The following is a 24,020-nucleotide window of genomic DNA, read 5'->3' as shown; positions in this document are numbered from 1 at the left end:
GGGCGGTGGGTGAGGCAGGCGATGCGGGTGGCGGTGGGTGACGCGGGCGATGCGGATGGGCGGTCGGTGACACGGGCGGCACGGACGCTCGGGGCCGTCCGATCGCGGCTCGGCGGTGTCGGGACCGTTAAGTGCTCGTCGGGGATACCCGAGGACGTGACTCGGAGGCTCCGACGGGCGGGCGTGTTCGCCGCGATCGCCGCGATCTCGGCGCTCGCGCCGACGCTGGGCGACGCCGCGGCGGTGCCGTTCCTCCTCGTCGCCGGCGGCGTCTTCTTCGGCGTCCGCGACGGCGAGTGGTTCGACATCCTCGCGCTGCCCGGCGACAGGGAGGACGACCGGCTGTACGGGGTGACCGCCTTCGCGCTCGCGACGGGCGGGCTGGCGCTGTTCGCGTCGATCCCGTCCGAGCCGCTCCCGTACGGCGCGTTCGCGGCGGCGGCGCTCGCGGTCGGCGGCGGCCGGTTCGGACGCGAGCTCGTCCGCCGGCGGTCCGACGCGGAGTTCTCGCTCGTGAGCGGCTACCTCGTCGTGGGCGGTCTCGCGGCGGTGCTCGGGCAGACGCTCGTCGCGCTCCAGCTCGCGCCCGGCGCGGGGGTCGAGGGGCTCGCCGTGGCCATCGACCGGCTCCCCGCCGTCGTCTTCCTCGCGTCGGTGGCGGCGCTGACGGCGGCGCTGATCCGATCGCTCGTCTACGACCGTGACGCGCACATCACCGTCGTCATCGTGGCGTTCGTCGCGTGGGGGTTCGCCGTGTTGGTGCCGGAGGTGAGTCCGGTCGGCGTCGCGGCCGCGATCGCCGTGACGGTCGCGCTCGGGTACGTCTCGTTCGCGCTCGGGACGGCGAGCGTCCCGGGGATGCTGACCGGCGTGCTGCTCTCGCTCCTGACGATCGTCCTCGGCGGGGTCGGCTGGTTCCTCACGCTCATCGCGTTCTACGCGTTCGGCGGGCTCGCCTCGAAGTACCGCTTCGACGAGAAGACCGACCGCGGCGTCGCCCAGGAGAACCAGGGGGCCCGCGGGACGGGCAACGTGTTGGCGAACTCCGCGGTCGCGCTCGTCGCGCTCCTCGGCTACGCCGCGACGGACCACGTCGACGTCGCGCCAGCCCTGCTCGGCTTCGCGTTCGCGGGCGCGGTCGCCACCGCGATGGCCGACACGCTCTCCTCGGAGATCGGCGGGCTGTTCGACGATCCCCGGCTGATCACGACGCTCCGACCCGTCGACCCGGGGACCGACGGCGCGGTGACGTGGCAGGGCGAGGTCGCCGGGCTGGCCGGGGCGTTCGCCGTCGCCGCCATCGCCGCCGTGGGAATGCCGCTCGGAAGCCCGATCGTCGCTGCCGGGATCGTCGCCGCGGCCGGCGTCGCGGGGATGACCGTCGACAGCCTGCTCGGCGCGGTGATCGAGGGGGAGACGGTCGGAAACCAGGCGGTGAACTTCCTGGCGACGCTCGCCGGAGCGATCGTCGCGGTCGGGCTCGCGGCGGTGGTGTGAGTGGCGCGGGAGCCGCGCCCGGACCCTCGGGTCCGCGCCGCCCGCCCCGCCGACGCCGACGCGATCCGCGCCCTGCAGTCGGTCCTCCGCCGGCCGAGCCCGGAGCTGTTGGAGTACGGCCTCGCCGTCGGGACGGCGCTCGTCAGCGTCGCGGACGGCCGGATCGTGGGGTACGTCCTCCCGGTCGACGCGCCGACGCGTCCCGGAACGCACCTCGCGGAGCTCGTCGTCACCCCCGAGCGCCGTCGCGAGGGGCGCGCCCGCGGGCTCCTCGAGGCGGTCATCGCCGACGCCGACGGCCCCGTCACGTTACAGACACACCCGCAGAACGAGCCCGCGCTCGCGCTGTACGACGACCTCGGGTTCGCGGTCGTCGGCCGGCGAACGGACGCGTACCCGGACGGCGACGCGCTCGTCCTCCGGCTGGAGTGAGCACACCGCACCAGACACAAGGCCTATTCACGGCCCTCGCGTTCGCGGAGGTATGACGGACGCCGACGCGACCGAGGAGCCTGGCACCGACACGACCGAGGGTCCCGACGCCGACGCGGTGACCGCGTCCGACGACGCCGTCGCGGGGATCGACGTCGACTTCGGCGACGACGGGCTCGTCCCCGCGATCGCACAGGACGCCGACTCCGGGGAGGTGCTCATGCTCGCGTACGTCTCCCCGGAGGCGCTCGAACGCACCCGCGAGACGGGGCAGGCGCACTACTACTCGCGCTCCCGCGACGAGCTGTGGCTGAAGGGCGGCTCCTCCGGGCACACGCAGGCGGTCGCGGAGGTCCGGGTCGACTGCGACGCCGACGCCCTGTTGTACGTCGTCGACCAGTCGGGCGGGGCGTGTCACACGGGGTACCGCTCGTGTTTCCACCGGACCGTCGACGGCGAGGAGGTCGGCGAGCGGGTCTTCGACCCCGACGAGGTGTACTGATGACTGGCGGTCCCGCGGACGGAGCGGTCGCCGACGACGAGGGGAGTCAGGAGAACGCGGAGAGCGCGGAGAGCGCCGAGGGCACGGAGAGGATCGCCCTCGAGGCGGGCGAGGCCGCCGCGACGCTCCGCGAGCGATACGACGAACTCCGGCGGATCGAGGCACGTATCGCCGACCTCGACCGGGAGCGGGTCGAAGCCGCGGCCGACGCCTACCGGCAGGCCCACCGCGTGCTCGACCAGTACGAGGAAGACGCGGTCGGCACGGGCGATTTCGGCTCGTACGTCACCTTCGAGGGGGCGTTCGCCAGCGCGACGAACGTCGACGACGACGCGCTCGCCGCGGCGGCGTTCACGGCCGCCGACGAGGCGGTCGACAAGCGCCGGCTCTCGAAGGACGACTTCGCCGCCGCCCGGGAGGCGCTCGAGCCGGCGGGCGAGTACGTCGACCTGCTCGCCGCGCGTGACGACGCCGTCGACGACTACCGGACCGCCCGCAAGGCCGCCCGCGACGCGCGGGACGCCCTCGCCGCGCGGGTCGAGGAGCTTCGCGGGGTCGCGGCGATGGCCGACGCCGACCTCGAGGCTGACGTCGACCGCCTCCGCGACCCGATCCGCACGTACAACGACGCCGTCCGGGAGGCGTTCCGGTCGTTCGCGAAGTCGACGTCGGCCCGAGCGGTGTTCGACCTGCTCGAGCGGGCGGACGCGACCCCGTTCGTCGACGTCGCGGTCCCGCCGAGGGACCTCCGCGAGTACGTCGACGACCACGCCGCCGGCGAGGAGACCGTGTCGGACCTCCTCGAGTACGCCGACTACTCCAACTCGAAGCTCGAACACTACGTCGACGACCCCGGCGCGCTCCGGACGGCCGTTGCCGTCCACCGAACGTTCCTGGAGCGGATCGACGGCGAGCCGTTCACGCTCGCGTGGCCGCCGGGCCCCGGCGGCGAACTCGTCTACGAGATCGACGAGCTCGTGCCGCTCGTCGCCCGGTTCGCCGACGACGGGACGGTGGCGACGCTCCGGTCGATCCGCGACCTGGCGCGCGACGACGGCTACGAGCGGCTCCGGCGCGCCGCCGAGGTGCGAAAGGCGTTGGCGGCCCCCGAGCTGGCGCTGCTCGAGCGCGGAACGATCGACGATCGCGTGGCCGACGCCGAGCGCACGCTCGCGATCGTCGAGGACGTGGTGGCGGAGACGGCTCGGAACTGACTACGGCTCGGTGTCGACTACGGCTCGGGACTGACTACGGTTCGGTGTCGACTACGGTTCGGTTCACCACCGCCCACTTTCGACTAGCGCCCGGTCTCGACCGCCTCGCGCATGTCGGCGGCCAGCCGCTCCGCGCGGTCGGCGTCGGCCGACTCCGCGTAGATCCGGATCTTCGGCTCGGTGCCGGACGGCCGAACGAGGACCCAGGCGTCGCCGTAGTCGAGCCGGTAGCCGTCGGTCGTGTTCGGCTCGGCGTCGGCGGTCTCGACGTACGCGCGGGCGGCAGCCAACATCCCCTCGCGCTCCGCCGTGTCGTCGTACTCGGCGTTGAGCCGGACGAAGTGGTAGTCCGCGTACGGCGCGACGACCTCGCTCACCGGGTCGCCGTCCGCGGCGGCGAGCAGCTCGAGGAACTTCGCGCCGATGTACGCGCCGTCCCGCGAGAGCCGGTAGGGCGGGAAGAACACCCCGCCGTTCCCCTCGCCCGCGATGGGGACGCGGGTCCCCTCGTCGCCCAGCTCGCGGGTCCGGGTGATGATGTTCGTCGCGCCGATCGGCGTCAGTTCGAGCGCGGCGTCGTTCGCGTCGCAGACGTCGACGAGCCGCTGGGAGACGTTGACCGCGCTGACGACGGCGTCGCCCGGGCGGAGCTCGGCGTCCGCCAGCGCGGCGAAGGAGGTGTCGCCGTCGACGAACGCGCCCGTCTCGTCGACGAAGACGGCGCGGTCGGCGTCGCCGTCGTGAGCGATCCCGACGTCGGCGTCGGAGGTCGCGACCAGCCGCGAGAGCGCCGTCAGGTTCTCCGGTACCGGCTCCGACTCCCGGCCCGGGAAGTGACCGTCGGGGGTGGCGTTCACCGTCCGCACCGTACAGCCGAGCTCGCGGTAGAACCGCGGCGACGGGATCGACGCCGCCCCGTGGCCGGGGTCGACCGCGACGGTGAGCCCGGCGTCGGCGATCGCTTCGCGATCGACGCTGTCGAGGAGCTGGTCGACGTAGTCGTCGGCGACGCCCTCGATGACCGTCTCGGAGCCGGCGGTCCGCCAGTTCGCGTGGGCGTAGTCGTCGTCGAGCACCCGGCGCTCGACGCGTTCGAGGACGTCGACCGAGAGCTCGACGCCGTCGGGCCCGACGAGCTTGATACCGTTGAACTCCGGCGGGTTGTGCGAGGCGGTGACGAGGACGCAAGGGACGCCGACGGACTCACAGTAGTGGCCGACGGCGGGGGTCGGCACGACCCCCAACCGGTCGACGTCCCGACCGACGGACGCCAGCCCGCTCGCGGCCGCGTTGGCGAAGAGCTCGCCCGTCGTTCGCGTGTCGCGGGCGACGGCGACGCGGTCGGTGTCCCACACCGTCCCCGCCGCCTTCGCGATGTCGAGGACGAGCTCCGGCGTGAGATACCGCAGCGCGACCCCTCGAATGCCGCTCGATCCGAACAGTTCCATACGCGCTGTGAGCCGGCCGACGGGAAAGCGGTTCCGAACGCGGGACGGCCGGGACTCGCGGGGTTGAAACCCGTCCCGAACCTATCGCGGCCATGAACCGATCGCGACGGGGCCTGTTGGCGCTGGGCGGGGCGGTCGTGACGCTTCCGACGGCCGGGCTGGCGGGGTGTCTCGACTTCGCCGCCGGCGACGGATCACAGGGACCCGACGGGACCCCGGGGACGCTGTCGTGTGCGGACGAGGCGTTCGTTCGGCTCGACCAACCGTTCGCGGAGCCGGTCGAGGAACGGACGGCGTCGACGACGACGTCGCCGTCGACGACGATCGAGCTGTCGACGGAGGCGACCTCCGAGACGTACGGGAGCGCGCTCCGGCTCGCGCTCCGGAACTCCGGCGACGGGGACGTGACCGCGCTCGGCGAGCACGCCTACTCGATACAGCGAGAGACCGGGGACGGATGGATGGACGTCCGCGGCTCCGCGAACGGGGAGTCCGTCGAGCTCCCGACTGAGGGCGAGCGGCTCGGCCCGAACGACGGGTACAACTGGTCGCTGACGCTCCGCGAGGACGCGCTCTCCGAGGCCGTTCCGGGCCGAGAGCTGGACGTTTGCCCCCCGCTCGGCGCGGGCACCCACCGGTTCGTCTACTGGGGGATCGAGGACGCGCCGCCGATCGGGGCCGAGTTCGAACTCGTCGGGTAATCGTCGTCAGCGAAGTCGATCACGACGGGTCCGACTGCAAGGGGGACGGTGGCGGTCAGTAGCGGTACTCGTGCTCGTCGATCGAGACGTAGTGCCGCTTCGTCTTTCGCTTGTTCCACTTGTACGCCAGCAGGAGCTTCGCCGACTCCCACCCGGAGCGGTACGGCTGTGCGAGGAGGCCGTCCCCGGCCTCAGCGGTGAGCATGGCGTCCGCGGCGGCGATGACGCGGTTCCAGTCGTCGGGGTCGTACTCCGCGACCATGTCCGCCATCGTGACGTTCCGGACGATCTCGTCGCCGATCGCCTCCTTCCAGCGCCGGTTGTACGCCGCGAGGTCGCCCGCAGCCACGAGCTCGCCGGCGATAGCGCCCGTCCGAACGGCGACGTGGTCGCCGCCCTCGTGAAACGCCGACGTCGTCCCCATGGCTCCGCCGACGACCGCGATCCCCGCCTCGGTGGGGGAGTCGATCGGCCGTGTCGAGGAGATCGGATACGTCTCCGTCCCGTCGCGCTTGCCCGCCTCCTCGACGATCGGGAAGTCCGTCTCGACGTCGTACTCGTCGCCGTACTGCCACTCCAACAGGCGACGAATGTACTCCGAGCCGGTCGGGATCGAGTCGTCGTCCGCGGAGAGCAGCTCGTAGGCGTCCGCGTCGAAGGCGTCGATGTCGAGCCCGATCGGCATCGTGAGCCCGATCCGACACACGCGGTCCCGGTTCGGGAAGATCCACGGGTACGCCGTCTCGCCGGGCATGACGCCCCACCAGAAGACGAGGGCGTCGTGGACCTCCTCGAACACCGCCTCGGGGACGCGCCGGTACTCCTGATACGCGATGTGGTTCGCGTCGGGCGGCGCGAGCCGGTCGGACGCCCTCGAGCCCTCCGGGAGGAAGCCGTCGAGGACGCGGTTCGTGACGGTGCGTTGTGGGCCGTCCGCGAGGACGAGGAAGTCCGCCCCCACCTCGTCGCCGGAGGCGAGCTCGACGACGTGACGCGGCTCGTCGTCGCCCGGACCGAGCGAGCGATCCGTCCCGACGTCGCGCACGGAGACGCCGACACGGTACTCCGCGCCGGCGTCCTCCGCACGGTCCCGCATCCAATCGTCGAAGCGGGCGCGGTGGAAGGTGTAGCCGAAACCGTCGTACGAGGAGTCGAAGCCGGTGTCGACGAGCGTCGCCGCGGCGTCCGGGCCGCGGAACTCCGCGCGCGTCAGTTCCTGCTGGACGACCCCGTCGTCGAACTCATCGGGGTGGATGCCCATGATGTCGACCCAGTAATCGAGGATCCCGGCGGCGTCGGTGGAGTCCGGACCGAGCCGCTCACGGTCCGCCCGCGGGACCCCCTTCTCGAGGACCAGGGCGTCGGCGTCGGCGCTCGCGGCCGCATGCGCCGCGGCGGTACCGCCCGGACCGCCGCCCACGATCGCGACGTCTACGCGTTCCATATCCCGTGAGGTAACCCTCCGGGTATTAAATTCACGGTCCGGCCCGGCGTCGATGCGATTCGAGCCGGCGTCGCTCCGATTCGAGCCGGCGTCGATCGGTCGGGTCCGACGACCGATCCTGACACGCGTCGACGAACGGGGTCTCCGGTGATCGTTTAGACATCTTTCACCTGATAGGTGCTCAGGAAAAAGACACCCTTTAATCGCAGGCGAACGACACCGACAGTCAATGGCACGTGAGACATGGGCGACCCGGATCGGGTTCATCCTCGCCGCGGTCGGCAGCGCGGTGGGGCTCGGGAACATCTGGCGGTTCCCGTTCATTACCGGACAGGAAGGTGGATCCGCGTTCCTCCTCGTCTACCTCCTGTTCATCGCACTGATCGGCTTCCCGGCGATCCTCGTCGAGTTCGTCATCGGCCGCCGAACGAAGCTGAATCCCGTGGGCGCGATACGCGAGCTCGGCGGCGGGCTCTGGAAGCACATCGGCTGGCTGTTCGTCCTGACGGGGTTCATCATCCTCTCGTACTACAGCGTCGTCGCCGGCTGGTTCCTCCGATACACCCTCATCGGAGTCACCGACGGCTACGTGCTCGCGAACCCGGACGAGGCCGCGGTGCTGTTCGGCTCCGTCGCGACCGGCCTCGACTCGCTGCTGTTCCACGCCGTGTTCATGGCGATCGTCATCGCGATCATCGCCGCGGGCGTCCGGAGCGGGATCGAGATCGCGGTGAAGGTGATGGTCCCTGCCATCGTCCTCCTGCTGCTCGGGCTCGCCGCGTACGGGTTCACCCTCGACGCCTCCTCACAGGCGTACGCCTACTACCTCTCGCCCGACTTCGGCGTCATCGCCGAGAACTGGACGAGCATCCTCCCCGCCGCCGCCGGGCAGGCGTTCTTCACGCTCTCGCTCGGGATGGGCGTGATGATCACGTACGCCTCCTACCTCGGTGAGGACCGGAACCTCGCGGAGGACGCCGGGATCATCGCCGGGCTCGACACCCTCATCGCCGTCATCGTCGGGTTCGTCGTCTTCCCGTTCCTCTTCGCCGCCGGCCTCGAACCCGGTGCCGGCGGGGCCGGGGAGATCTTCGTGAGCCTCACCACCGCGTTTACCGAGATCCCGGGCGGTCGACTCATCGGGATCGTCTTCTTCGGCATGGTCGGTATCGCCGCGCTCTCCTCGGCGATCAGCATCCTCGAGGTGTTGGTCTCGTACCTGATCGACGAGAAGGGCGTCGAGCGCGTCCCCGCCGCGGCCGGGCTCGGCGTCGCCGTCTTCCTGCTGGGCGTGCCGGTGACGATGGACCTCGTCTTCCTCGACTTACTCGACCTGTTCGCCGACAGCGTCCTGCTGGTGTTGGGCGCGCTCCTGCTCGCGCTCTTCGTCGGGTGGGTCGTCCCCGAGATGGCCCGCGAGGAGTTATCGCGGGGCATCGGTGACCTCGGCGTGCTCGGCGACGCGTGGATCTGGGTCGTTCGGGTCCCGATCGTCGTCGTCGTGTTCGTCTCGCTGTACCTCGGCGTGGTCGACTACGTCGCGTTCCTGACCGGCGACTTCGCCGACTGGATCGCGGCGCGATAACGGGAGTTGCGGCGTGGTAACGGGGATTGCGGCGCGGTAACGAAGAACGGGGGCGTCGGTGAACGACGTCGCCCCGCGACCGACGTTTTAACTACCGAACGGACCGAACCCCGACCAGTGAGCGAGCCGATCCCGACCGGCTGTCCGCCGGTCGACGACCTGTTGAACGGGGGGTTCGAGCGCGGCGTCGTCACGCAGGTGTACGGGCCGCCGGCGGCCGGGAAGACGAACCTCGCGCTCGCGGCGGCCGTGGAAGTCGCGGCCGGCGGGGGGCGTGTGCTGTACATCGACACCGAGGGGCTGTCGATCGATCGGTTCCGACAGATCGCCGAGTCGCGGCTCCGCGACGACGACGTCGACGGGAGCGTCGAGGACGTCGCCGGGCGGCTGATCATCACCGAGGCGTACGACTTCGACGACCAGCGCGAGGCGGTGCGCGACGCCGAGGGGCTCGCGAGCGAGGTCGACCTGGTCGTCCTCGACTCCGCGACCGGCTTCTACCGGCTGGAGCGTGGCGACGACGCCGAGGGCGGCGACTCCCTCCGGGATGTCGCCAAGCAGGTGACGCACCTGCTCTCGCTCGCCCGCCGACACGACCTCGCCGTCGTGATCACCAACCAGGTGTTCACCGACCCCGACGCCGACCGGACGCGCGGGCTCGGCGGTAACACGCTCGAACACTGGACCGGGGCCGTCCTCCGCGTCGACCGCTTCCGCGGCGGGAACCGCCGGGCGACCCTGGAGAAACACCGATCGAAGGCCGCCGGCGACGCGGTCACGTTTCGGATCGCCGACGACGGGTTGGTCGAGGGGCCGGACGTGTAACCGACCGAAGTACCCGCCTCGTGAGTGGACGAGGGGCCAGCGAAGCGAACCCGAGGACGCGCAGAAAGGAGAGCGTGGGGCAGAGGGCTGGAACCGAAGCGGCGGGCGGAACGCCGCTTCAGACGGTGCTCGACGCGTTACAATTCGCCGAGCTTCCGGAGCAGCTGGCCGCGGTACTCCTCGTCGGCGTTGACGCCTTTGACCTCGAGGACGTTACGCTCCAGCTTGTCGAGCGCGACGTGGAACGCGTGTTCGGAGCCGTACCCCTCGCCGGAGCCGGCGACCTGGCCCTCGTCGGTTCGGAGCCGGATCTGACACTGGATGAGCGGGGTGCCGCGGAGCTTCTCTTTGTGCTCGTGGAACCGGACGTGCGCGTGGATCACGTGCATCGCCGCGTACTTCCGTGCCACCTGCTCGATGGAGTCGACGATGTGTGCCCGCGACGTCGTATCGAGGAGGTCGACGTTGGTGATCTGTACGTCCATCGACTCCTGTTCGGTGAAGGTGAGCGCACGCAGCACGTCGGTTTTCGTCACCATCCCCGCGACGAGTCCGTCGTCGTCCTCGGGGGTGACGACGAGCCCGGAGACGTCGCTGTCGAACATCCGGGCGACGACGTCCTTCGCCGTCTCCGCGGGCGTCGCGGTGATCGCCGGGTTCGACATGATGTCGTAGACGGGGAGATCGAGCATCCGGTCGATGTCGCCCGCGCGGTCGCCGCTTCCCTGGCGTTCCTGGTCGCGGACGACGAACTCGACGATGTCGTTGGTCGTGACGACGCCGACGAGGCGGCCCTCGTCGTTGAGCACGGGGAGCCGGGAGATGCCGTTCTCGCGGAGCCGGTTGATCGCCTGCCCGACGTGGTCCTTCTCGTTGACCCCGATCACGTCCTCTGAGACGAGCTGATCGACCGTGATCGCGTCGAGGCTGTCGAGGACCGCGCGGAGGATCGCGTCGACGGTGACGATGCCGTAGAGCTTCTCGCCCTCGTAGACGGGCGCGATCTTCACGTCGCCCTCGACGAGGAGCCGGGCGGTTTCGCGGACGTCCTCGTGGCGATCGACCTTCGGGGCCGGCTTCATCACGACCGACACCTTCGTGTCGTCCTCCATTCGGGACCGAATGAGCTGTTTCTCGCCGACTACGCCCGCGTACTCGCCGTCCTCGGTGACGACGATCCCCTTCGGGTTCTCGCGCTCGAAGATGGATCGGACCTTGGCGAGCCGCTCGTCGGCGTCGACCTCGACGTATTCCGGCACTGCGATATCAGAGATATTCATCGTCCAACCCTCTCGTACGCCGGGCCGCGTATTGAAAGTGAGGGAGTCGGCTCGTCCATCGATCCCGGTCACGTCCCCCGACGAGACGGGGGTCTCGTACGCCCAGACGGGTGATCGAACGCCTCGACGGATGATCGAACGCCCCGACGGATGATCGAACGGTCAGAGGAGGGACACGACGCCTACGACCGATCGGCGATCCGCTCGCCCGTCTCGACGCCGTTCCACAGCGCGGCGTGGACGCGGGGCTCGCCAACCACCCAGTCGCCGGCGACGAACAGCCCGGCGGCCGCCAGCGGATCCGTCGCCGCCCGGTCGACGGCGGCGTCCGGCTGGGCGTAGCGCCAACCCTGATCGTCGACCCAGTCCGGGTCCCGAAGCCGGTCGTCGTCGAGCAGGTCGGCGGCGTGTCCCGCCGCGACCGCCGCGGCGGATGCCAACGGGTCGTCGTAGTGTTCGACCGACCACGACGGGGACATCTGTACGACCAGGAGGCTCTCGCCGTCCGGGACGTGACCGTTCTTGCAGTCCTCCCGGGCGAGCCACCCGACGGGGTGTTCCCGATCGGTGTTGAGGAGCGCGTAGTAGGGGCGCTCGACGCGGACGTCGTAGTGGAGCACGAGGGTCCGAACCGTCCGGTACGGGACCGCGTCGACGGCCTCGCGGGCCCGATCGAGCCCGACGTCGCGGTCGCCCCCCACGTCGGCTCCGGTCGTCGAGTCGAGTTCGGTCGACGACAACAGCGCGGCGGTCTGCGGGGCGGGCGGGGTGTAACAGAGGAGGTCGAACGGGCCGTGGTCGTTCCCGTCGGCGTCGGCGACCGTCCACAGCCCGTCCCGTCGGGTCGCGGAGGCGACGCGCGTCGACGTGCGCACGTCGGCGTCGGTCGCGGCGAACAGCCGCTTCGTGAGTCGGGTGATCCCCGTCTCGAACGTCCATTTGTGTTCGTCGCGACCGTCACCTTCCCGAACCGCGCCATCCGCGTCGAACGTCCACACCGGCTCCGCGACGTCGACGAGCCCCTCGCGGCCGATCTCGTCGAGCAGGTCCCCCGTGCGCGGATCGGTGCTCTTCAGGTAGTTCGCGCCGTGGTCGTACCGACAGCCGTGCTTCCGGCGGGTCGCCGCGCGCCCGCCGACCCCGCGGCTCTTCTCGAGGACCGTCACGTCGACGTCGTCGTCACGGAGCGCGTACGCGACGCCGGCACCCGCGACGCCGGCCCCGACGACGCAGAGTCGTGTCACCATGGGGGTGATTCGTGCGCCGCCGACAAGGCGGTGTCGGCGCGGCGGCCGGAGCGCCGCCGGGGCCGGTTCGGAGGCAGCTTCCGGCTCGGAGGCAGGTTCCGGTTCGGGCGCAGGTTCCCACTTGGAGCCGATGAAACCTTTTTCCGGGTCGGCAGCGGATCTACGGCCATGTACGACGCCGTCGTCTTCGACAACGACGGGGTGTTGGTCGGACGGACCCCGTTCGACACGCTCCGCGAGGCCGCCTGGGACGCCTTCGAGCGCGTCGGCGTCGCGGACCCCGATCTCGCACACGTCGACGACGTCGCCGTCGGCGTCGACCCGGCGACGCTCACCGACATCTGTGACCGCTACGACCTCGATCCGACGGAGTTCTGGCGGGTCCGCGACGAGACCGCCGTGGCGGCACAGGTGGCCGACGCCCGCCGCGGCCGAAAGACGCCGTACGACGACGTCGACTCGCTGCGACACGTCGACGCCGCCCTCGGCGTCGTCTCCTCGAACCAGCAGGCGACCGTCGACTTCCTGCTCGACCACTTCGGGCTCGCGGGACGGTTCCAGACCGCCTACGGCCGGGAGCCGTCGATCGCCAGCCTCTCGCGGAAGAAACCCTCCCCGTACTACATCGAGCGGGCTTTAGAGGACCTCGGCGGCGGGACCGCCCTCTTCGTCGGCGACAACGAGTCCGACGTGCGCGCCGCCGACAACGCCGGCATCGACTCCGCGTTCATCCGTCGCCCGCACCGGCGTGACTTCGAGCTCTCCTGTGAGCCGACCTACGAGATCGACGACCTCCACGACCTGGTGAGCCTGTGCGGGCGCTCGCCGATCGACCCGGTGTGACTTCCGGGAGCCCGGAAGCGTCCGTCCGTGGAAACGCGGCCACCGCTTTCCGTGGAAACGCGACCGCCCCCGCCCGCCATAGCGACGTCTCACAGCCCGTGGTGACGCGCGGCGTCGAGGGTCGGTTCGGACCGTTTTAAGTCCGTGTGGCGGCGCGATCCGGCATGCACCTGCCAGCCGTCGGCCTCGGGACCATGGGGATCGACGACCCCGAGGCGGTCACCGCCGCACTCGACGCCGGCTACCGCCATTTGGACACCGCTCGGATCTACGGGAACGAGGCGGTCGTGGGCGACGGGATCGCGGCGAGCGACGTCGACCGGGAGGACGTGACCGTCGCGACGAAGCTCTGGGTGGACGACCTCACGCCCGCGGACGTCGAACCCGCGGCCCGGGAGAGCGCCGCCCGGCTCGGCGTCGACGCGATCGACCTGCTGTACGTCCATCGCCCGAGGGAGCCATACGACCCGGCGGGGACCCTCGGCGCGCTCACTGACCTCCACGACGCGGGGCTCGTCGGTGCGGTCGGCGTGTCCAACTTCGAGCCCGACGAGCTGGACACCGCCCTCGGTACCCTCGGCGACCGCGGCGTGCCGCTCGCGGCTCACCAGACCGAGTGCCACCCGCTGTTTTATCCGCCCGAGCTGCTAGCTCACGCCCGTGAGCACGGGTACCACGTCGTCGCGTACTCGCCGCTCGCCGGCGGACGGGTCCGGGAGGTCGACGCGGTCGTGGAGACGGCGAGCCGGCACGGTACGACACCGGAGGCGGTCGCGCTCGCCTGGGTCCTCTCGAAGGAGCCGGTCGTCGCGATCCCGAAGGCGTCGAGCGATCGGCATCGCCGGGCGAACCTCGCGGCGGCCGACCTCGAGCTGGCTCCCGAGGAGCTCGCGGCGATCGACGCCGTCGAGCGTGAGGTGGAGCTGTTCCCGGAGTGAGTGGTGCCGAGAACGCGACGGCAGGACGGGGGAGAAGAGGCGGAACCGGCGTGTAGAACGGGGCGGGTCGACGTCAGTCGTCGAGGTCGAGCGACCGCTCCTCGCCGAGCTCGCGTTCGAGGCTACCGCGCTCCCAGCTCCGGACGGCGTCGCCGTCGACCTCGGCTTGCACCTTCTGTTCGAGGAGGTTGACGGCGACGCTGTTCGCGCCCTCGGGGATGATCAGGTCGGCGTGTTTCTTCGACGGTTCGATGAACTGCTCGTGCATCGGCTTGACCGTCGAGAGGTACTGGTCGATGACGCCCTCGAGGCCGCGACCGCGGTCGACGACGTCGCGCTGGATCCGCCGCAGGATGCGGACGTCGGCGTCGGTCTCGACGTACAGCCGGAGGTCCATCATCCCGTTGATCGACTCGTCGTACAGCGCGAGGATCCCCTCGAGGACGATGACGTCCGTCGGCTCGACGTCGATCCGCTCCGGCTTCCGGTTGTGGACCTCGAAGTCGTACTGCGGCATCCGGACCGGCTGCCCCTGCAAGAGGGCCTCGAGGTGCTCCCGAAGGAGGTCCCACTCGAACGCGGACGGGTGATCGTAGTTGATGTCCTCCCGCTCCGCGAGCGAGAGCTCCGATCGGTCCCGGTAGTAGTTGTCGATCGGGATCCGAGTGACGGCGTCCTCGACGTTGCGGGTGACGAGCCGCGACACCGTCGTCTTGCCGGCCCCGGTCCCCCCGGCGATCCCGATCACGAACGAGGGAATCGTCATGGTCGACTTCCGTGAGGGGGCGATTTGAACCCTCCCTTTCGCGCTCGGTCGTGCGAACCCTCGAGTACGGCGTGATACGGTATAACGGTGACGGGGGCAGGCTTTACCCCCTCCGTGTGAAACCTCAGATCATGCGTACAGATACCACGGTCCGTGACGTGATGCACAGGGAGTTCTTGGGGGTGAGCGAGTCCGACGCGCTCTCGGAGGCGGTCGAGCTGATGGTCTCGGAGGGGACCGACTGCCTGATCGTCGTCCGTGGCGGCGATCCCGTGGGGTCGCTTGGCTCGCGCGACGCGCTCTCGGCGCTCCTCGAGGAAGGGGCCGTCGACGCGCCGGGAGCGACCGTCGGCGCGGCGATGACCCCGCCGCTGCCCACCGTGGAGCCGGACGAACCGCTCGTCGCCGTCACGGAGCTGCTCGTCTCCGAGGGGGTCAATCACGTCGTCGTGACGGAGGGAGGCGAGGCGGTCGGCGTCGTCACCGGCCACGATGCGCTCGCAGCCGGGACGGCACGGGGCGCGGACGCCCGCGAAGCGGTCCCGGTAGCCCCGTACGACGACGTTCCGCGGGGGGCGGAGGGCGGTGGTGCGGCCGAGGAGGACCCGGCCCGGGGCGACGATCGGTCGAGAGCCTCGGTGAGCGCCGACGGGTCGGTGTCACCCACGCAGGGCGTCTGTGAGGTGTGTGGATCGCTCGTGCCGTCGCTCACCAACACGAACGGACAGGCGGTCTGTGCGGACTGCCGGGAGGTGTGACGTTCCGGCCGTGGTCCGGCTGCGGTCCGGTCGCGGTCCGGTCGCGGTCCGGTCGTGGTCCAGTCGTGGTCCAGCCGCGGTCCGGTCACGTTCCGGCGCTGGATCGGGTTCGGCGTCCGGCAGGCTCAACACGTCACGGGACGAACCGGCGACGTATGTCGAGCCCGGACGACCCCCGGATCACCGCGGCGACGGCCGCCGACATCGACGCCGTCACCGACCTGTGGGTCGCGCTCGCTCGGGGACAGCGCGACCACGGCTCCGGGATCCTCGCCGAGCGGAACCGGGGCGCGGTTCGCGAGTCGATCGCCCGCCACGTCGTCGTCGGCGAGCTCCTCGTCGCGCGGGTCGGCGGCGAGGCGGTCGGCTTCGTCGACTTCTCCGTCGACCGCGGCGGCTACGAGCGTGACCACGTCCGTGGAACGGTCGGAAACCTCTTCGTCGCCCCCGAGCACCGGGGCGAGGGGATCGGTTCCGCGCTGTTGGCGGCGGCGGAACGGGGGCTCCGTGAAGCGGGCGCGGACGTCGTCGGGCTGGAGGCGATGGCGGCGAACGAACGCGCTCGCGAGTTCTATCGGGCCCACGGCTACGAGCCCCACCGCGTCACCTTCACGAAGGCGGTGGACGCCGCCGGCTCCGACGCCGACGCGCCCGCCGACGGCTAGGTCCGCCACCGAACCGGTCGGGTCCCGCGTCGCCTCGCCGCGTGCGCCCTCCTCGCCGAAAACGACACGCTCTCAAAGGAGCGCCGAGTACCACCGGGCGCGCCAGGGGAGCATGGGTGGTTCATGCACTCGACTTGTAATCGAGACTTCCCGCGTTCGAATCGCGGCCCTGGCTTGTTTCTGCCGTCCGACCGTTCGCGCTCGGTGAGCGAACCTCGGGAGACAACGAACCCCGCGAGACAACGAACCCCGCGAGACGGGTCGTGCGCGCGCTTATGTGCGACGACGACGGAAAGCGTGTATGGACGCTTCGGACTCGGCGCTACTCGGCGTCGCGGGTGTCGTCGCCGCCACCGTCGTCGTCGCCGTGCTGGTCGCCGGCGCGCTGTTCGGGTTCGACGAGTCGGTGGCCCGGCCGTTCGCGCTGTTGGCCGCCGAGCCGTTCGCGTGGATCGTCGTCGTCGCGCTGGTGGTCGCCGTTCTCGGTCATTCGTACCTCGAGTGACCGCGACCCGAACCCGCCCGCCGGATCCGGTCGCGGCCGGTCCGTGTCACCGCTCGGTTCCCGACGCCTCACTGACCGTCCGGATCGACGCGAGCAGTTCGGTGAGCGCGCGGTCGACGCTCCCCGCCTTCACCGCGTCGCGATCGCCGTCGAGGAGGTAGCGCTCGCTGCGCGTGAACGACTCCTCCGAACCCCACGGCGCGGCGTAAGCGACGCCGACGTAGACGAGCCCGACCGGCTTGTCGCGGTCGCCGCCGCCGGGGCCGGCGATCCCGGTCGCGGAGACGCCCCACGTCGTGTCCGCCCGATCGCGCGCGCCGGCGGCCATCCGGCGAGCGACCGGCGCGCTGACCGCGCCGTGGGCGTCGAGCGTCTCGCGGTCGACGCCGAGCTCGGCACGCTTCGCGTCGTACGCGTACGTCACGAATCCGCGGTCGAAGTAGCGGCTCGCGCCGGGCACGTCCGTGATCCGCGACCCGATCCGCCCGCCCGTTAACGACTCCGCGGTCGCGAGCGTCTCCCCGCGCTTGGCGAGCGCCTCGCCGACGGCGACCTCCGGGGGGTCGTCCGCGTCGTGTCCTGCCATGCCGCGACTTCCGGTCGCACCGACTTGAACCCATCCGACGGTCTACCCCACAACCGACCCGACGGTCTACCCCACAACCGACCCGGCAGTTCACCCTACAACCGATCCGACGGTCTGCCTCATCCACCCGCCCATCCACCACCCGGGCGCCGTGAGGTTTACGCCGCGAGCGACACGAGAGCCGTCATGACCGACTGGGACGAGCGCTTCGCCGCCGGCGACTACCCGCGGGAGCCGGAGCCGTCGTCGGTGTTATGCGACTACGTGCCGGCGATCCCCGACGGGCGCGCGCTCGACGTCGCGACGGGGACCGGACGCAACGCGGTGTTCCTCGCCGAGGCCGGCTACGAGGTCGACGCGGTCGACGCGTCGATCGAGGGGCTCGAGGTCACGCGGGAGCGGGCCGCCGAGCGCGGGGTCGACGACCGGCTCAACGCGATCCGGGCGGACGTTCCGACGTACGGGTTCCCGGAGGGGCGCTACGACCTGGCGACGATCAGCTTCTACCGAGCGATCGACCGGTTCCCGGACGTCGTGGAGGCGCTCGTTCCGGGAGGGTACCTCTTCGTCGAACACCACCTCCGCTCGGCCGACCCCACCCCGTCGGGCCCGAGCGGGGACCGGTACCGGTTCGCCGCGAACGAGCTGCTCCACGCGGGGCTCGGACTGACGGTGCTCTACTACGACGAGACGACGGAGGAGCGGCCGGGCGACCGTCGGCGGGCGACCGCGCGACTCCTCGCACGCCGGAGCCACGGTGCACGACAGTCGTACCCGCCGCGTCCGGAGCGACGATGACGGACGCCACGCCGACGGCGACGCTCCGCGCGCTCGTCGAGCGCGCGACGGGCGAGCACCTCGACGACGCGCCGGGAACCACGGTCGGCGGTCGAGGAGACTCGCCCGGCCCGGCCGAACGACTCCGACCGCTCCTTGCGGGGACGAGGTCCGTCGTCGCGGTCGTCCCCCGGCTCGATCCGTCGATCGTGGCGGCGGTCCGTGGACGGAACGGGGGGAGCAGGGTGGGCGACTCCGGAACCGTGGGACACGACGACGGAGCCGACGCCCGGATCGTGTGTGTCGGGCAGGCTCGGGACCGGGTGACTGGTCCGGCCGGCGCGGCGCTTCGAGCGGTGGCTCGCGAGGAGGGGATACGGCTGTCGGTGGCGGATGGCAACTCCCGAGTCGGGTTCCTGCTCGCCGACGACTCCGCCGTCGCCGTCGGGCTGTTCGACGGAGCGGGGCTGGCCGCCCTGGTGACGAGCGACGCGCCGGCGGTCAGGTCGTGGGTCGCCGCCACCTGCAGCCGGTACGCGACCGCCGCGGAGAGTTTATGAGAGGAGACAAGCGCGTCCGAACCGCCTTATGAGTGGAGACGAGCGACTCTCGACGAGGTTTATAAACAGAGACGAACGGATCCCGGACCGAGACGGGCGGCGTCGACCGTCCCGGATCGCGTATCAGAGGCGTCGACGCGGCTGCGAGTCACGGTATCCGTTCCGTCGTCAGCTCGAGCCGACGGCACCCCGGTCAGCGTGTCCGAACGGGTCGCTCAGATGATCCCGACATACCACAGGGCGACGACGACGGCACCGACCCCGACGACTGCGATCGGGAGGATCTTGCGGGCCGTGCTCTGCGGATGGGCGGTCGCTTTTGTGTCCTCCTCGATCTGGTAGATCGTGTACTCGTCGCCGTCGTAGGTGTACTCGAGGACGGCGACGGGGACCTCGCGGACCTCGGTTTCGTTCCGGATCTCGTCGGTCGCGAGCTGGTTTCGATCGGTGCTGAGCTCGATGCCGGTCGCCTGTTCGACGAACTTGTCGGGCACTCCTTCGGCGTCGACGGTGACGGTCTCGGCAGGGTCGTACACGCGTCGGACGAAGTCCATCTTGTACGACTCGCCGGTCGCTTCACAGGTGTCACAGACCACGGAGCCGTTGCCGCTACAGCTGCCACAGACGATGGAGCCGGTGCCGCCACACTGAGAACAGCTGGCGCTCCGGTCGCTGTTCGTCCCGCTACCGCCACAGCGACCGCACTGGTTGGCCCCGCTGCCGCCACAGCTCCCACACTGGTTCCGACCGTTGCCGTGACACTCCGTACACGCGTCGATGCGCTCCGTCTCGGGGCGCGGGAAGTCGAGCTCGATCGGCTCGAACTCGTCCGGAACGAAGGAATCGCGCTCGTCGGCATGGACGTCCATGAACTCGCTGCCGACGTCCATGTTCTGGGCCTCCTGTGTCGACAGCTCGATGAACATCTCCTCGTCGTCGACCGTGAGCGACCGAGTGATGTGTTTGTGACAGTCGACCGCCTCGAGACCGGTGGGGGTCGCCTCCTCGACGAGGTCGCCGACCACGCCCCAGTGGTTCTCGAGGTAGTTCTCGAGGATCTCGGTTTCAGCACCGTCGACGAACCCGTCCCCCTCCTCAACCTCCACCGCGGTCTGGGTACCTGCAGCCATCTCTGAATAACAACACTCAGTTGAACATAAAAGCATGTGGGTACACACCGTTATCCGATCGGCTGACATGAGTCCATGTATAGAGGAATCATCTCAGACTCTTGTTCGGTCGTAGGCGGTTCATACCCTCACTTTTCGCCCCGTTAAATGCGTTATAAACTGATCTAAGTCCGTATCGTCGAGTCACCCGAGACGGGCATCTTTTCCAGTGTCACAAGACTTATCTTCATGTTGTTGTTGTCATTTCGTATGCCAGCAGAGCCACGTTTACCGGGCACGAACACGCCGTACTGGGTGGCGATCGCGTTCATTCCCGTCGCCGCGATCCTCACCCTCGTCGCGCTCTTCGGGGTCGCAATGGTCCTCGGGTTGGAGAGCGGAGACGGTGGCGGCGAGACGCTCTTCCCGGCGCTGATCCTCGGGCTGGGCGCGATCTTCGCGCTGTTTCTGTACGTCGACATCCGCTACGTCCGACGGGCGAGCCACTGGTACCCGAGTACGGGGCGGTGGCTCCTCGCCGCGGCGCTTTCGCCGTTCGTGATGTTCGTTGGAACCGTCCCCGTCGCGGTGTGGTACCTGCGGAAGCGTCGTGCCGCCCTCGGTGTTCCCGAAGACGCGTGGGTGACGATCGTCCGAGAGCGAGTCCGCGAGTTCGAAACGTAACCGCATGACCCACACGACACCGACAGACGGAGCGAACGCACCGACCGACCGACGGAACGAACGCGCCGACCGACGGATCGAACGCGCCGACCGACCGGCGAGTGGAGGGCGCTGACCGTGGAGCAACACGGCGACGACGACGTGATGTACGTCTGCTCGGAGGACGGCCTCGCGCTCACCGGTCGGGAGATCCGCGAACGTGCCCAGCGGAACGAGGGCGTCGCCCCGATCGAGTCGGCGGGACGCGTCCTCCACGCGTGGGACGTCACCGACGACCGCAACGACCCGCTCTACCGTGAGTACGTCACCACGGCCGGCTACCTCGTCAGCGACGAGGAAGTCATCACGACGTCGCAAGCGTTCGCCGAGACGTACGTCTACCCGTGGATCCTCGAGCCGGAGGCGATCCGGGAGGCAGCCGCCGAGGCGGACGAGGAGACGACCCTCGGCGGGCTCCGAAAACGACATCCCGACGAGGAGACCGGTTTCCTCGCCGAGAACGCGGAAGCGATCGCTGAGGCCATGGGCTCGTTCCAGCTGACGCTCTCCCAACACTGGCTCGGGGTTTGGGAGAACGCGCACCCGTACCTCGTCGGCGACGATCACGTCTACTACCTCCCGATCAAGGGACCGAACGCCGCCGTCGACGTCCGTGACGAGTTCATCGACTTCGTCACGAGCTACGACGACGTCAACCGGCGCAAGGCGACGGTGCTCTGGGAGGCCGCCGACCCCGTCCTCCGTGTACCGATCGACCTGTACATCGAGGGAGAGCAGGTCGCATGACCGAGAGCTACTACGAGGTGCTCGGCGTCGACTCCGACGCCGACGTCGACGAGATCGAGCAGGCGTACCGGGAGCTGATCCACGAGTGGCATCCGGACGTGAGCGACCAGCCGAACGCCCGCGAGCGGTTCCTCCTCATCAAGGAGGCGCGGGAGGTGCTCACCGACGACGCCCAGCGCGCGAGGTACGACCGCATCGGGCACGCCGCTTACGTCGGCGACGGGGATCCGACGGGCGACAGCGGAGGGAGCGACCGCGGAACAGGCGACAGCGAGACCGCAGACGACGGGACGGAATCGAACGAACGAAGCGGACGAGGTAAACGAAGCGGCCGAGGCGAACGAAGCGACGACCGACGGCGCGGCAGCGACGGTCGGACGGGGAGCGGTCGGGACGACGGTTCCGGCCGGTCCGGCCGGTCGCGCTCCTCGCAGTCGGCCGCCGAGGAGTACCGACGTCGGCGACAGCGGGCGCAGTCACAGCGCACGCGCGGGGGACGGTCGTCGCGCTCCCGCTCGGGTTCCGATGGCGGACAGGGGAACGGGGGGACGTCGACGACCGACGGAACGACCGCGTCGGAGTCCGGGTCTACATCCGGGGCCGACTCCACCTCCACCTCCGGGTCCGGCTCCGAGACCGATCGTGACACGGCGCGGCGGACCGGCTGGGGACAGCCGTCGGCGACGGGAAGCGGGATCAACCCGGACGCCGAGCTGTTGAAATATCCCGCGGTCCTGCTGTACTGGGCGATCGGCTCCGCAGTCAGCGGGCTACTGTTCGCGATCGTCCTGCTGCCGGTGTACCTGCAGTACCGACGGAAGAAGTACACCGACCGGATCCTCTCGGAGGGGACGTCGCCGGAGGGATTCGTCCTGATGATCCGGCGGCTCGTGATCGGCATCGGGATCGTCTCCGCCGGAACCCTCGTGTTCCTGTCGGGCGTCGGCGGCGAGACGGTCCAAGGGGCGGCGCTCTTCGGGACGCTGATCGGGCTCTACCTCTGTCTCCGCTACTTCAAGGAGACGATGGTCCGCGACTGGTTCAACGCGGAAGGGACGAGCAACCCGGTCGCGTGGGACTTCGCGTCCCGTGCGCCCCTGATGGTGTTGCCGCTGCTCGGAGGGATCGACCCGTTCGGGCTCGGCAGCGTCGTGCAGGCGGCCTGTCTGTTCGCCCCCGCCTTCGTTCCCGCAGTGTACCTCTTCCGCACGGAGCGGCGGGGCGTCGTTCACGAGGCGATCGCCTGACCGCGCCGACCTCGAAGGAAGTTTTATCCCGGTACTGTTCGGGGATTGAGGTATGTCCGATGGAATACCGGTCGGGATCGATCTGGGAACGACCAACAGCGTGATCGCCGCACCGTTCGGCAGCTCCCCGGAGGTCATCGAGAACACGTCCGGCGGGCGAAAGACCCCGTCGGTCGTCGCGTTCAAGGACGGCGACGTGCTCGTGGGGACCGAAGCCATCAACCAGTCGGCACAGAATCCGGAGGGAACCGTTCACTCGATCAAGAGCTCGATGGGCGATCGCGAGTACGCGTTCCACGCCCCGGACGGCGACGACTACTCGCCGGCGGAGGTGTCGGCGCTGATCTTACGGAAGCTGAAGCGAGACGCCGAGGAGTCGCTAGGGCGTGCCGTGACGAACGCGGTGATCACGGTCCCGGCGCACTTCAGCAACCGCCAGCGCGAGGCGACCAAACGAGCGGGACGGATCGCCGGCCTCGAGGTCGACCGGATCATCAACGAACCGACCGCCGCCTGTCTCGCCTACGGGCTCGAACGGACCGAGCGCGCGACGGTGTTGGTGTACGACCTCGGAGGCGGCACGTTCGACGTCTCGCTGGTGTCGATCTCCGACGGCGTGATCGAGGTGATCGCGACCGACGGCGACACCCAGCTCGGCGGTGACGACTGGGACGCCCAGATCGTCGACCTGCTCGTCGACCACGTCGAGCGTGAGACGGGAGCCACTCCCGAGGACGACCCGCAGGCGATGGACCGTCTCTGGGCCGCCGCGAAGCAGGCGAAACACGACCTCTCCTCGCGAGAGACGGCGACGGTCTCCCTTCCCTTCCTGTTCGAAGCGCCCGGCGGAACGTACACCCTCGAAACGACGATCGACCGCGAGACGTTCCAGCGGGAGACGGCGTTCCTCACGGACGCGACGATCGATCGCTGTTACGAGCTCTTCGACCGGGTCGATCACGGGATCGGCGACGTCGACGAGGTACTCCTCGTCGGCGGCTCGACGCGGAACCCGGACGTCGCGGCGGCGATCGAATCCGAGTTCGGGATCGTCCCGTCGAAACGGATCGACGCGGACCTCACGGTCGCGCTCGGCGCGGCCGCACAGGCCGGGATCATGAACCGATCCGCGCTGCCGAGCGGCCACGACGGCGAGCTCGTCCTGGCTGACGACGGCGAAGGGATCGACGACGTCGTGCTGCTCGACGTCTGTCCGCAGACGGTCGGCGTGAAGATCCGAATGGACGGACGGGACAACCAGCTCAGCCGACTGATCCCGAAGAACACGTCCGTCCCCGAGCGGGTGACCAACGAATATGTCACGGTCCACGACAATCAGGAGGTCGTCGACATCGAGGTGTACCAGGGTGAAAACCAGATCGCGACCGAAAACGAACTGCTCGACTCGTTTACGCTCCGTGGCATTCCGCCGGCACCGGCCGGCGAGCAGACGATCGAAGTCGAATTCGAGCTCGACGAGGACGGCATCCTCGACGTGTCCGCTCGGAACCCCGACTCCGGGGTCACGGAAGGGGTGACGATCGACTCGGAGTTCGGCGTGAGCCCCCGTGAGATCGACGCGATGCGGAGCCAGCTGCCACGGCCGAAGTGAGCCCGCCGG

The 24,020-nt window shown here is 69.9% G+C and carries 25 protein-coding genes and 1 tRNA gene; 19 read left to right on the top strand and 7 right to left on the bottom strand.

The features are described 5' to 3' along the window. Nucleotides 1-156: 156 nt before the first annotated feature. Genes GRS48_RS03595 through GRS48_RS03580 form a run of 4 tightly spaced genes read left to right on the top strand, consistent with a single transcriptional unit; the run spans nucleotide 157 to nucleotide 3,645 of the window. Nucleotides 157-1,497: a DUF92 domain-containing protein gene (locus tag GRS48_RS03595; protein WP_321168277.1), complete on the top strand. Its 1,341-nt coding sequence runs from the start codon at nucleotides 157-159 to the stop codon at nucleotides 1,495-1,497. Next, on the top strand, nucleotides 1,498-1,929 hold the full coding sequence (locus GRS48_RS03590; RefSeq protein ID WP_321168276.1) for a GNAT family N-acetyltransferase: 432 nt from the start codon (nucleotides 1,498-1,500) through the stop codon (nucleotides 1,927-1,929). A gap of 52 nt (nucleotides 1,930-1,981) precedes the next feature. Beyond that, complete coding sequence (gene hisI, locus GRS48_RS03585) at nucleotides 1,982-2,431, top strand: phosphoribosyl-AMP cyclohydrolase (RefSeq protein ID WP_159483634.1); 450 nt, start codon at nucleotides 1,982-1,984, stop codon at nucleotides 2,429-2,431. Continuing rightward, nucleotides 2,431-3,645: a hypothetical protein gene (locus GRS48_RS03580; protein WP_159483632.1), complete on the top strand. Its 1,215-nt coding sequence runs from the start codon at nucleotides 2,431-2,433 to the stop codon at nucleotides 3,643-3,645. The genes hisI and GRS48_RS03580 overlap by 1 nt, the downstream gene beginning before the upstream one ends. An 83-nt stretch (nucleotides 3,646-3,728) precedes the next feature. On the opposite strand, the gene glmM is transcribed toward GRS48_RS03580, so the two are convergent. Then, entirely contained in the window at nucleotides 3,729-5,093 is a 1,365-nt protein-coding gene (gene glmM, locus GRS48_RS03575) for a phosphoglucosamine mutase (RefSeq protein WP_159483630.1), read from the bottom strand. Nucleotides 5,094-5,185: 92 nt separating this feature from the next. Between glmM and GRS48_RS03570 the strand changes: the two genes are divergently transcribed. Then, complete coding sequence (locus GRS48_RS03570) at nucleotides 5,186-5,794, top strand: hypothetical protein (RefSeq protein ID WP_159483628.1); 609 nt, start codon at nucleotides 5,186-5,188, stop codon at nucleotides 5,792-5,794. Nucleotides 5,795-5,849: 55 nt separating this feature from the next. Here the strand turns inward: GRS48_RS03570 and GRS48_RS03565 are convergent, their stop codons facing one another. Continuing rightward, on the bottom strand, nucleotides 5,850-7,238 hold the full coding sequence (locus GRS48_RS03565; protein WP_159483626.1) for an NAD(P)/FAD-dependent oxidoreductase: 1,389 nt from the start codon (nucleotides 7,236-7,238) through the stop codon (nucleotides 5,850-5,852). A gap of 229 nt (nucleotides 7,239-7,467) precedes the next feature. Between GRS48_RS03565 and GRS48_RS03560 the strand changes: the two genes are divergently transcribed. Together GRS48_RS03560 and radB are read left to right on the top strand one after the other, a co-directional pair. Then, nucleotides 7,468-8,823: a sodium-dependent transporter gene (locus GRS48_RS03560; protein WP_159483623.1), complete on the top strand. Its 1,356-nt coding sequence runs from the start codon at nucleotides 7,468-7,470 to the stop codon at nucleotides 8,821-8,823. A gap of 117 nt (nucleotides 8,824-8,940) precedes the next feature. Continuing rightward, a complete protein-coding gene (radB, locus tag GRS48_RS03555) occupies nucleotides 8,941-9,648 on the top strand; it encodes a DNA repair and recombination protein RadB (RefSeq protein ID WP_321168275.1) in 708 nt (235 codons plus the stop codon). A 137-nt stretch (nucleotides 9,649-9,785) separates the two neighbouring features. Here radB and GRS48_RS03550 read toward each other — a convergent pair whose 3' ends face one another. Together GRS48_RS03550 and GRS48_RS03545 are read right to left on the bottom strand one after the other, a co-directional pair. Further along, the gene (locus tag GRS48_RS03550) at nucleotides 9,786-10,928 is read right to left on the bottom strand and encodes a CBS domain-containing protein (RefSeq protein WP_159483619.1); all 1,143 of its coding nucleotides are present in this window, start codon (nucleotides 10,926-10,928) and stop codon (nucleotides 9,786-9,788) included. A gap of 182 nt (nucleotides 10,929-11,110) precedes the next feature. After that, the gene (locus tag GRS48_RS03545) at nucleotides 11,111-12,175 is read right to left on the bottom strand and encodes an NAD(P)/FAD-dependent oxidoreductase (protein WP_159483617.1); all 1,065 of its coding nucleotides are present in this window, start codon (nucleotides 12,173-12,175) and stop codon (nucleotides 11,111-11,113) included. A gap of 168 nt (nucleotides 12,176-12,343) precedes the next feature. Here GRS48_RS03545 and GRS48_RS03540 point away from each other — a divergent pair, with 168 nt between their 5' ends. Then, nucleotides 12,344-13,018 (top strand): HAD family hydrolase, encoded by a 675-nt coding sequence (locus GRS48_RS03540; RefSeq protein ID WP_159483615.1) that lies wholly within the window; start codon nucleotides 12,344-12,346, stop codon nucleotides 13,016-13,018. Nucleotides 13,019-13,182: 164 nt separating this feature from the next. Beyond that, nucleotides 13,183-13,956 (top strand): aldo/keto reductase, encoded by a 774-nt coding sequence (locus GRS48_RS03535; RefSeq protein ID WP_159483613.1) that lies wholly within the window; start codon nucleotides 13,183-13,185, stop codon nucleotides 13,954-13,956. 73 nt (nucleotides 13,957-14,029) lie between these two features. Here the strand turns inward: GRS48_RS03535 and udk are convergent, their stop codons facing one another. Beyond that, nucleotides 14,030-14,722: a uridine kinase gene (gene udk / locus GRS48_RS03530; protein WP_159483611.1), complete on the bottom strand. Its 693-nt coding sequence runs from the start codon at nucleotides 14,720-14,722 to the stop codon at nucleotides 14,030-14,032. 131 nt (nucleotides 14,723-14,853) lie between these two features. On the opposite strand from udk, the gene GRS48_RS03525 reads away from it, so the two are divergent. The 4 genes from GRS48_RS03525 (at nucleotide 14,854) to GRS48_RS03510 (ending at nucleotide 16,650) form a co-directional block, all read left to right on the top strand. Further along, entirely contained in the window at nucleotides 14,854-15,480 is a 627-nt protein-coding gene (locus GRS48_RS03525) for a cyclic nucleotide-binding/CBS domain-containing protein (RefSeq protein ID WP_159483609.1), read from the top strand. 155 nt (nucleotides 15,481-15,635) lie between these two features. Continuing rightward, nucleotides 15,636-16,145, top strand: a complete 510-nt coding sequence (locus GRS48_RS03520; protein WP_159483607.1) for an N-acetyltransferase — start codon at nucleotides 15,636-15,638, stop codon at nucleotides 16,143-16,145. A gap of 101 nt (nucleotides 16,146-16,246) precedes the next feature. Beyond that, nucleotides 16,247-16,320 (top strand) — tRNA-Thr (locus GRS48_RS03515). Nucleotides 16,321-16,446: 126 nt separating this feature from the next. Beyond that, nucleotides 16,447-16,650: a hypothetical protein gene (locus tag GRS48_RS03510; RefSeq protein WP_159483605.1), complete on the top strand. Its 204-nt coding sequence runs from the start codon at nucleotides 16,447-16,449 to the stop codon at nucleotides 16,648-16,650. A gap of 46 nt (nucleotides 16,651-16,696) precedes the next feature. Here GRS48_RS03510 and GRS48_RS03505 read toward each other — a convergent pair whose 3' ends face one another. Next, nucleotides 16,697-17,236, bottom strand: coding sequence for a CinA family protein (locus GRS48_RS03505; protein WP_159483603.1), 540 nt, complete (start codon nucleotides 17,234-17,236; stop codon nucleotides 16,697-16,699). 186 nt (nucleotides 17,237-17,422) lie between these two features. Here GRS48_RS03505 and GRS48_RS03500 point away from each other — a divergent pair, with 186 nt between their 5' ends. Both GRS48_RS03500 and GRS48_RS03495 read left to right on the top strand, forming a co-directional pair. Beyond that, a complete protein-coding gene (locus GRS48_RS03500; protein WP_159483601.1) occupies nucleotides 17,423-18,034 on the top strand; it encodes a bifunctional 2-polyprenyl-6-hydroxyphenol methylase/3-demethylubiquinol 3-O-methyltransferase UbiG in 612 nt (203 codons plus the stop codon). Then, entirely contained in the window at nucleotides 18,031-18,573 is a 543-nt protein-coding gene (locus GRS48_RS03495) for a hypothetical protein (protein WP_159483599.1), read from the top strand. Before GRS48_RS03500 ends, GRS48_RS03495 begins: the two co-directional genes overlap by 4 nt. A gap of 215 nt (nucleotides 18,574-18,788) precedes the next feature. Here GRS48_RS03495 and GRS48_RS03490 read toward each other — a convergent pair whose 3' ends face one another. Beyond that, nucleotides 18,789-19,703: a hypothetical protein gene (locus GRS48_RS03490; protein ID WP_159483597.1), complete on the bottom strand. Its 915-nt coding sequence runs from the start codon at nucleotides 19,701-19,703 to the stop codon at nucleotides 18,789-18,791. A 249-nt stretch (nucleotides 19,704-19,952) separates the two neighbouring features. Here GRS48_RS03490 and GRS48_RS03485 point away from each other — a divergent pair, with 249 nt between their 5' ends. The 4 genes from GRS48_RS03485 (at nucleotide 19,953) to GRS48_RS03470 (ending at nucleotide 24,011) form a co-directional block, all read left to right on the top strand. Further along, on the top strand, nucleotides 19,953-20,366 hold the full coding sequence (locus GRS48_RS03485; protein WP_159483595.1) for a hypothetical protein: 414 nt from the start codon (nucleotides 19,953-19,955) through the stop codon (nucleotides 20,364-20,366). Between the two features lie 117 nt (nucleotides 20,367-20,483). Next, nucleotides 20,484-21,152 carry a hypothetical protein gene (locus GRS48_RS03480; RefSeq protein WP_159483593.1) on the top strand — a complete coding sequence of 223 codons (669 nt, stop codon included), beginning with the start codon at nucleotides 20,484-20,486 and terminating at the stop codon, nucleotides 21,150-21,152. Further along, nucleotides 21,149-22,399, top strand: coding sequence for a DnaJ domain-containing protein (locus tag GRS48_RS03475; RefSeq protein WP_159483591.1), 1,251 nt, complete (start codon nucleotides 21,149-21,151; stop codon nucleotides 22,397-22,399). Before GRS48_RS03480 ends, GRS48_RS03475 begins: the two co-directional genes overlap by 4 nt. A gap of 52 nt (nucleotides 22,400-22,451) precedes the next feature. After that, complete coding sequence (locus GRS48_RS03470; RefSeq protein WP_159483588.1) at nucleotides 22,452-24,011, top strand: Hsp70 family protein; 1,560 nt, start codon at nucleotides 22,452-22,454, stop codon at nucleotides 24,009-24,011. The last annotated feature ends 9 nt before the right edge of the window (nucleotides 24,012-24,020 follow it).

The organism is Halorubrum sp. JWXQ-INN 858 (genome assembly GCF_009806985.1).
In the GTDB taxonomy this organism is placed as follows: Archaea; Halobacteriota; Halobacteria; order Halobacteriales; family Haloferacaceae; genus Halorubrum.
The sequence above is the reverse complement of the archived record's forward strand: the minus strand, read 5'-3'. Positions and strand labels throughout refer to the sequence as shown.

Coding starts and splice junctions, on each gene's coding strand:
- hisI (WP_159483634.1), top strand. CDS start 1,982: ATGACGGACGCCGACGCGACCGAGGAGCCTGGCACCGACACGACCGAG.
- GRS48_RS03580 (WP_159483632.1), top strand. CDS start 2,431: ATGACTGGCGGTCCCGCGGACGGAGCGGTCGCCGACGACGAGGGGAGT.
- glmM (WP_159483630.1), bottom strand. CDS start 5,093: ATGGAACTGTTCGGATCGAGCGGCATTCGAGGGGTCGCGCTGCGGTAT.
- GRS48_RS03570 (WP_159483628.1), top strand. CDS start 5,186: ATGAACCGATCGCGACGGGGCCTGTTGGCGCTGGGCGGGGCGGTCGTG.
- GRS48_RS03565 (WP_159483626.1), bottom strand. CDS start 7,238: ATGGAACGCGTAGACGTCGCGATCGTGGGCGGCGGTCCGGGCGGTACC.
- GRS48_RS03560 (WP_159483623.1), top strand. CDS start 7,468: ATGGCACGTGAGACATGGGCGACCCGGATCGGGTTCATCCTCGCCGCG.
- GRS48_RS03550 (WP_159483619.1), bottom strand. CDS start 10,928: ATGAATATCTCTGATATCGCAGTGCCGGAATACGTCGAGGTCGACGCC.
- GRS48_RS03545 (WP_159483617.1), bottom strand. CDS start 12,175: ATGGTGACACGACTCTGCGTCGTCGGGGCCGGCGTCGCGGGTGCCGGC.
- GRS48_RS03540 (WP_159483615.1), top strand. CDS start 12,344: ATGTACGACGCCGTCGTCTTCGACAACGACGGGGTGTTGGTCGGACGG.
- GRS48_RS03535 (WP_159483613.1), top strand. CDS start 13,183: ATGCACCTGCCAGCCGTCGGCCTCGGGACCATGGGGATCGACGACCCC.
- udk (WP_159483611.1), bottom strand. CDS start 14,722: ATGACGATTCCCTCGTTCGTGATCGGGATCGCCGGGGGGACCGGGGCC.
- GRS48_RS03525 (WP_159483609.1), top strand. CDS start 14,854: ATGCGTACAGATACCACGGTCCGTGACGTGATGCACAGGGAGTTCTTG.
- GRS48_RS03520 (WP_159483607.1), top strand. CDS start 15,636: ATGTCGAGCCCGGACGACCCCCGGATCACCGCGGCGACGGCCGCCGAC.
- GRS48_RS03510 (WP_159483605.1), top strand. CDS start 16,447: ATGGACGCTTCGGACTCGGCGCTACTCGGCGTCGCGGGTGTCGTCGCC.
- GRS48_RS03505 (WP_159483603.1), bottom strand. CDS start 17,236: ATGGCAGGACACGACGCGGACGACCCCCCGGAGGTCGCCGTCGGCGAG.
- GRS48_RS03500 (WP_159483601.1), top strand. CDS start 17,423: ATGACCGACTGGGACGAGCGCTTCGCCGCCGGCGACTACCCGCGGGAG.
- GRS48_RS03495 (WP_159483599.1), top strand. CDS start 18,031: ATGACGGACGCCACGCCGACGGCGACGCTCCGCGCGCTCGTCGAGCGC.
- GRS48_RS03490 (WP_159483597.1), bottom strand. CDS start 19,703: ATGGCTGCAGGTACCCAGACCGCGGTGGAGGTTGAGGAGGGGGACGGG.
- GRS48_RS03485 (WP_159483595.1), top strand. CDS start 19,953: ATGCCAGCAGAGCCACGTTTACCGGGCACGAACACGCCGTACTGGGTG.
- GRS48_RS03475 (WP_159483591.1), top strand. CDS start 21,149: ATGACCGAGAGCTACTACGAGGTGCTCGGCGTCGACTCCGACGCCGAC.
- GRS48_RS03470 (WP_159483588.1), top strand. CDS start 22,452: ATGTCCGATGGAATACCGGTCGGGATCGATCTGGGAACGACCAACAGC.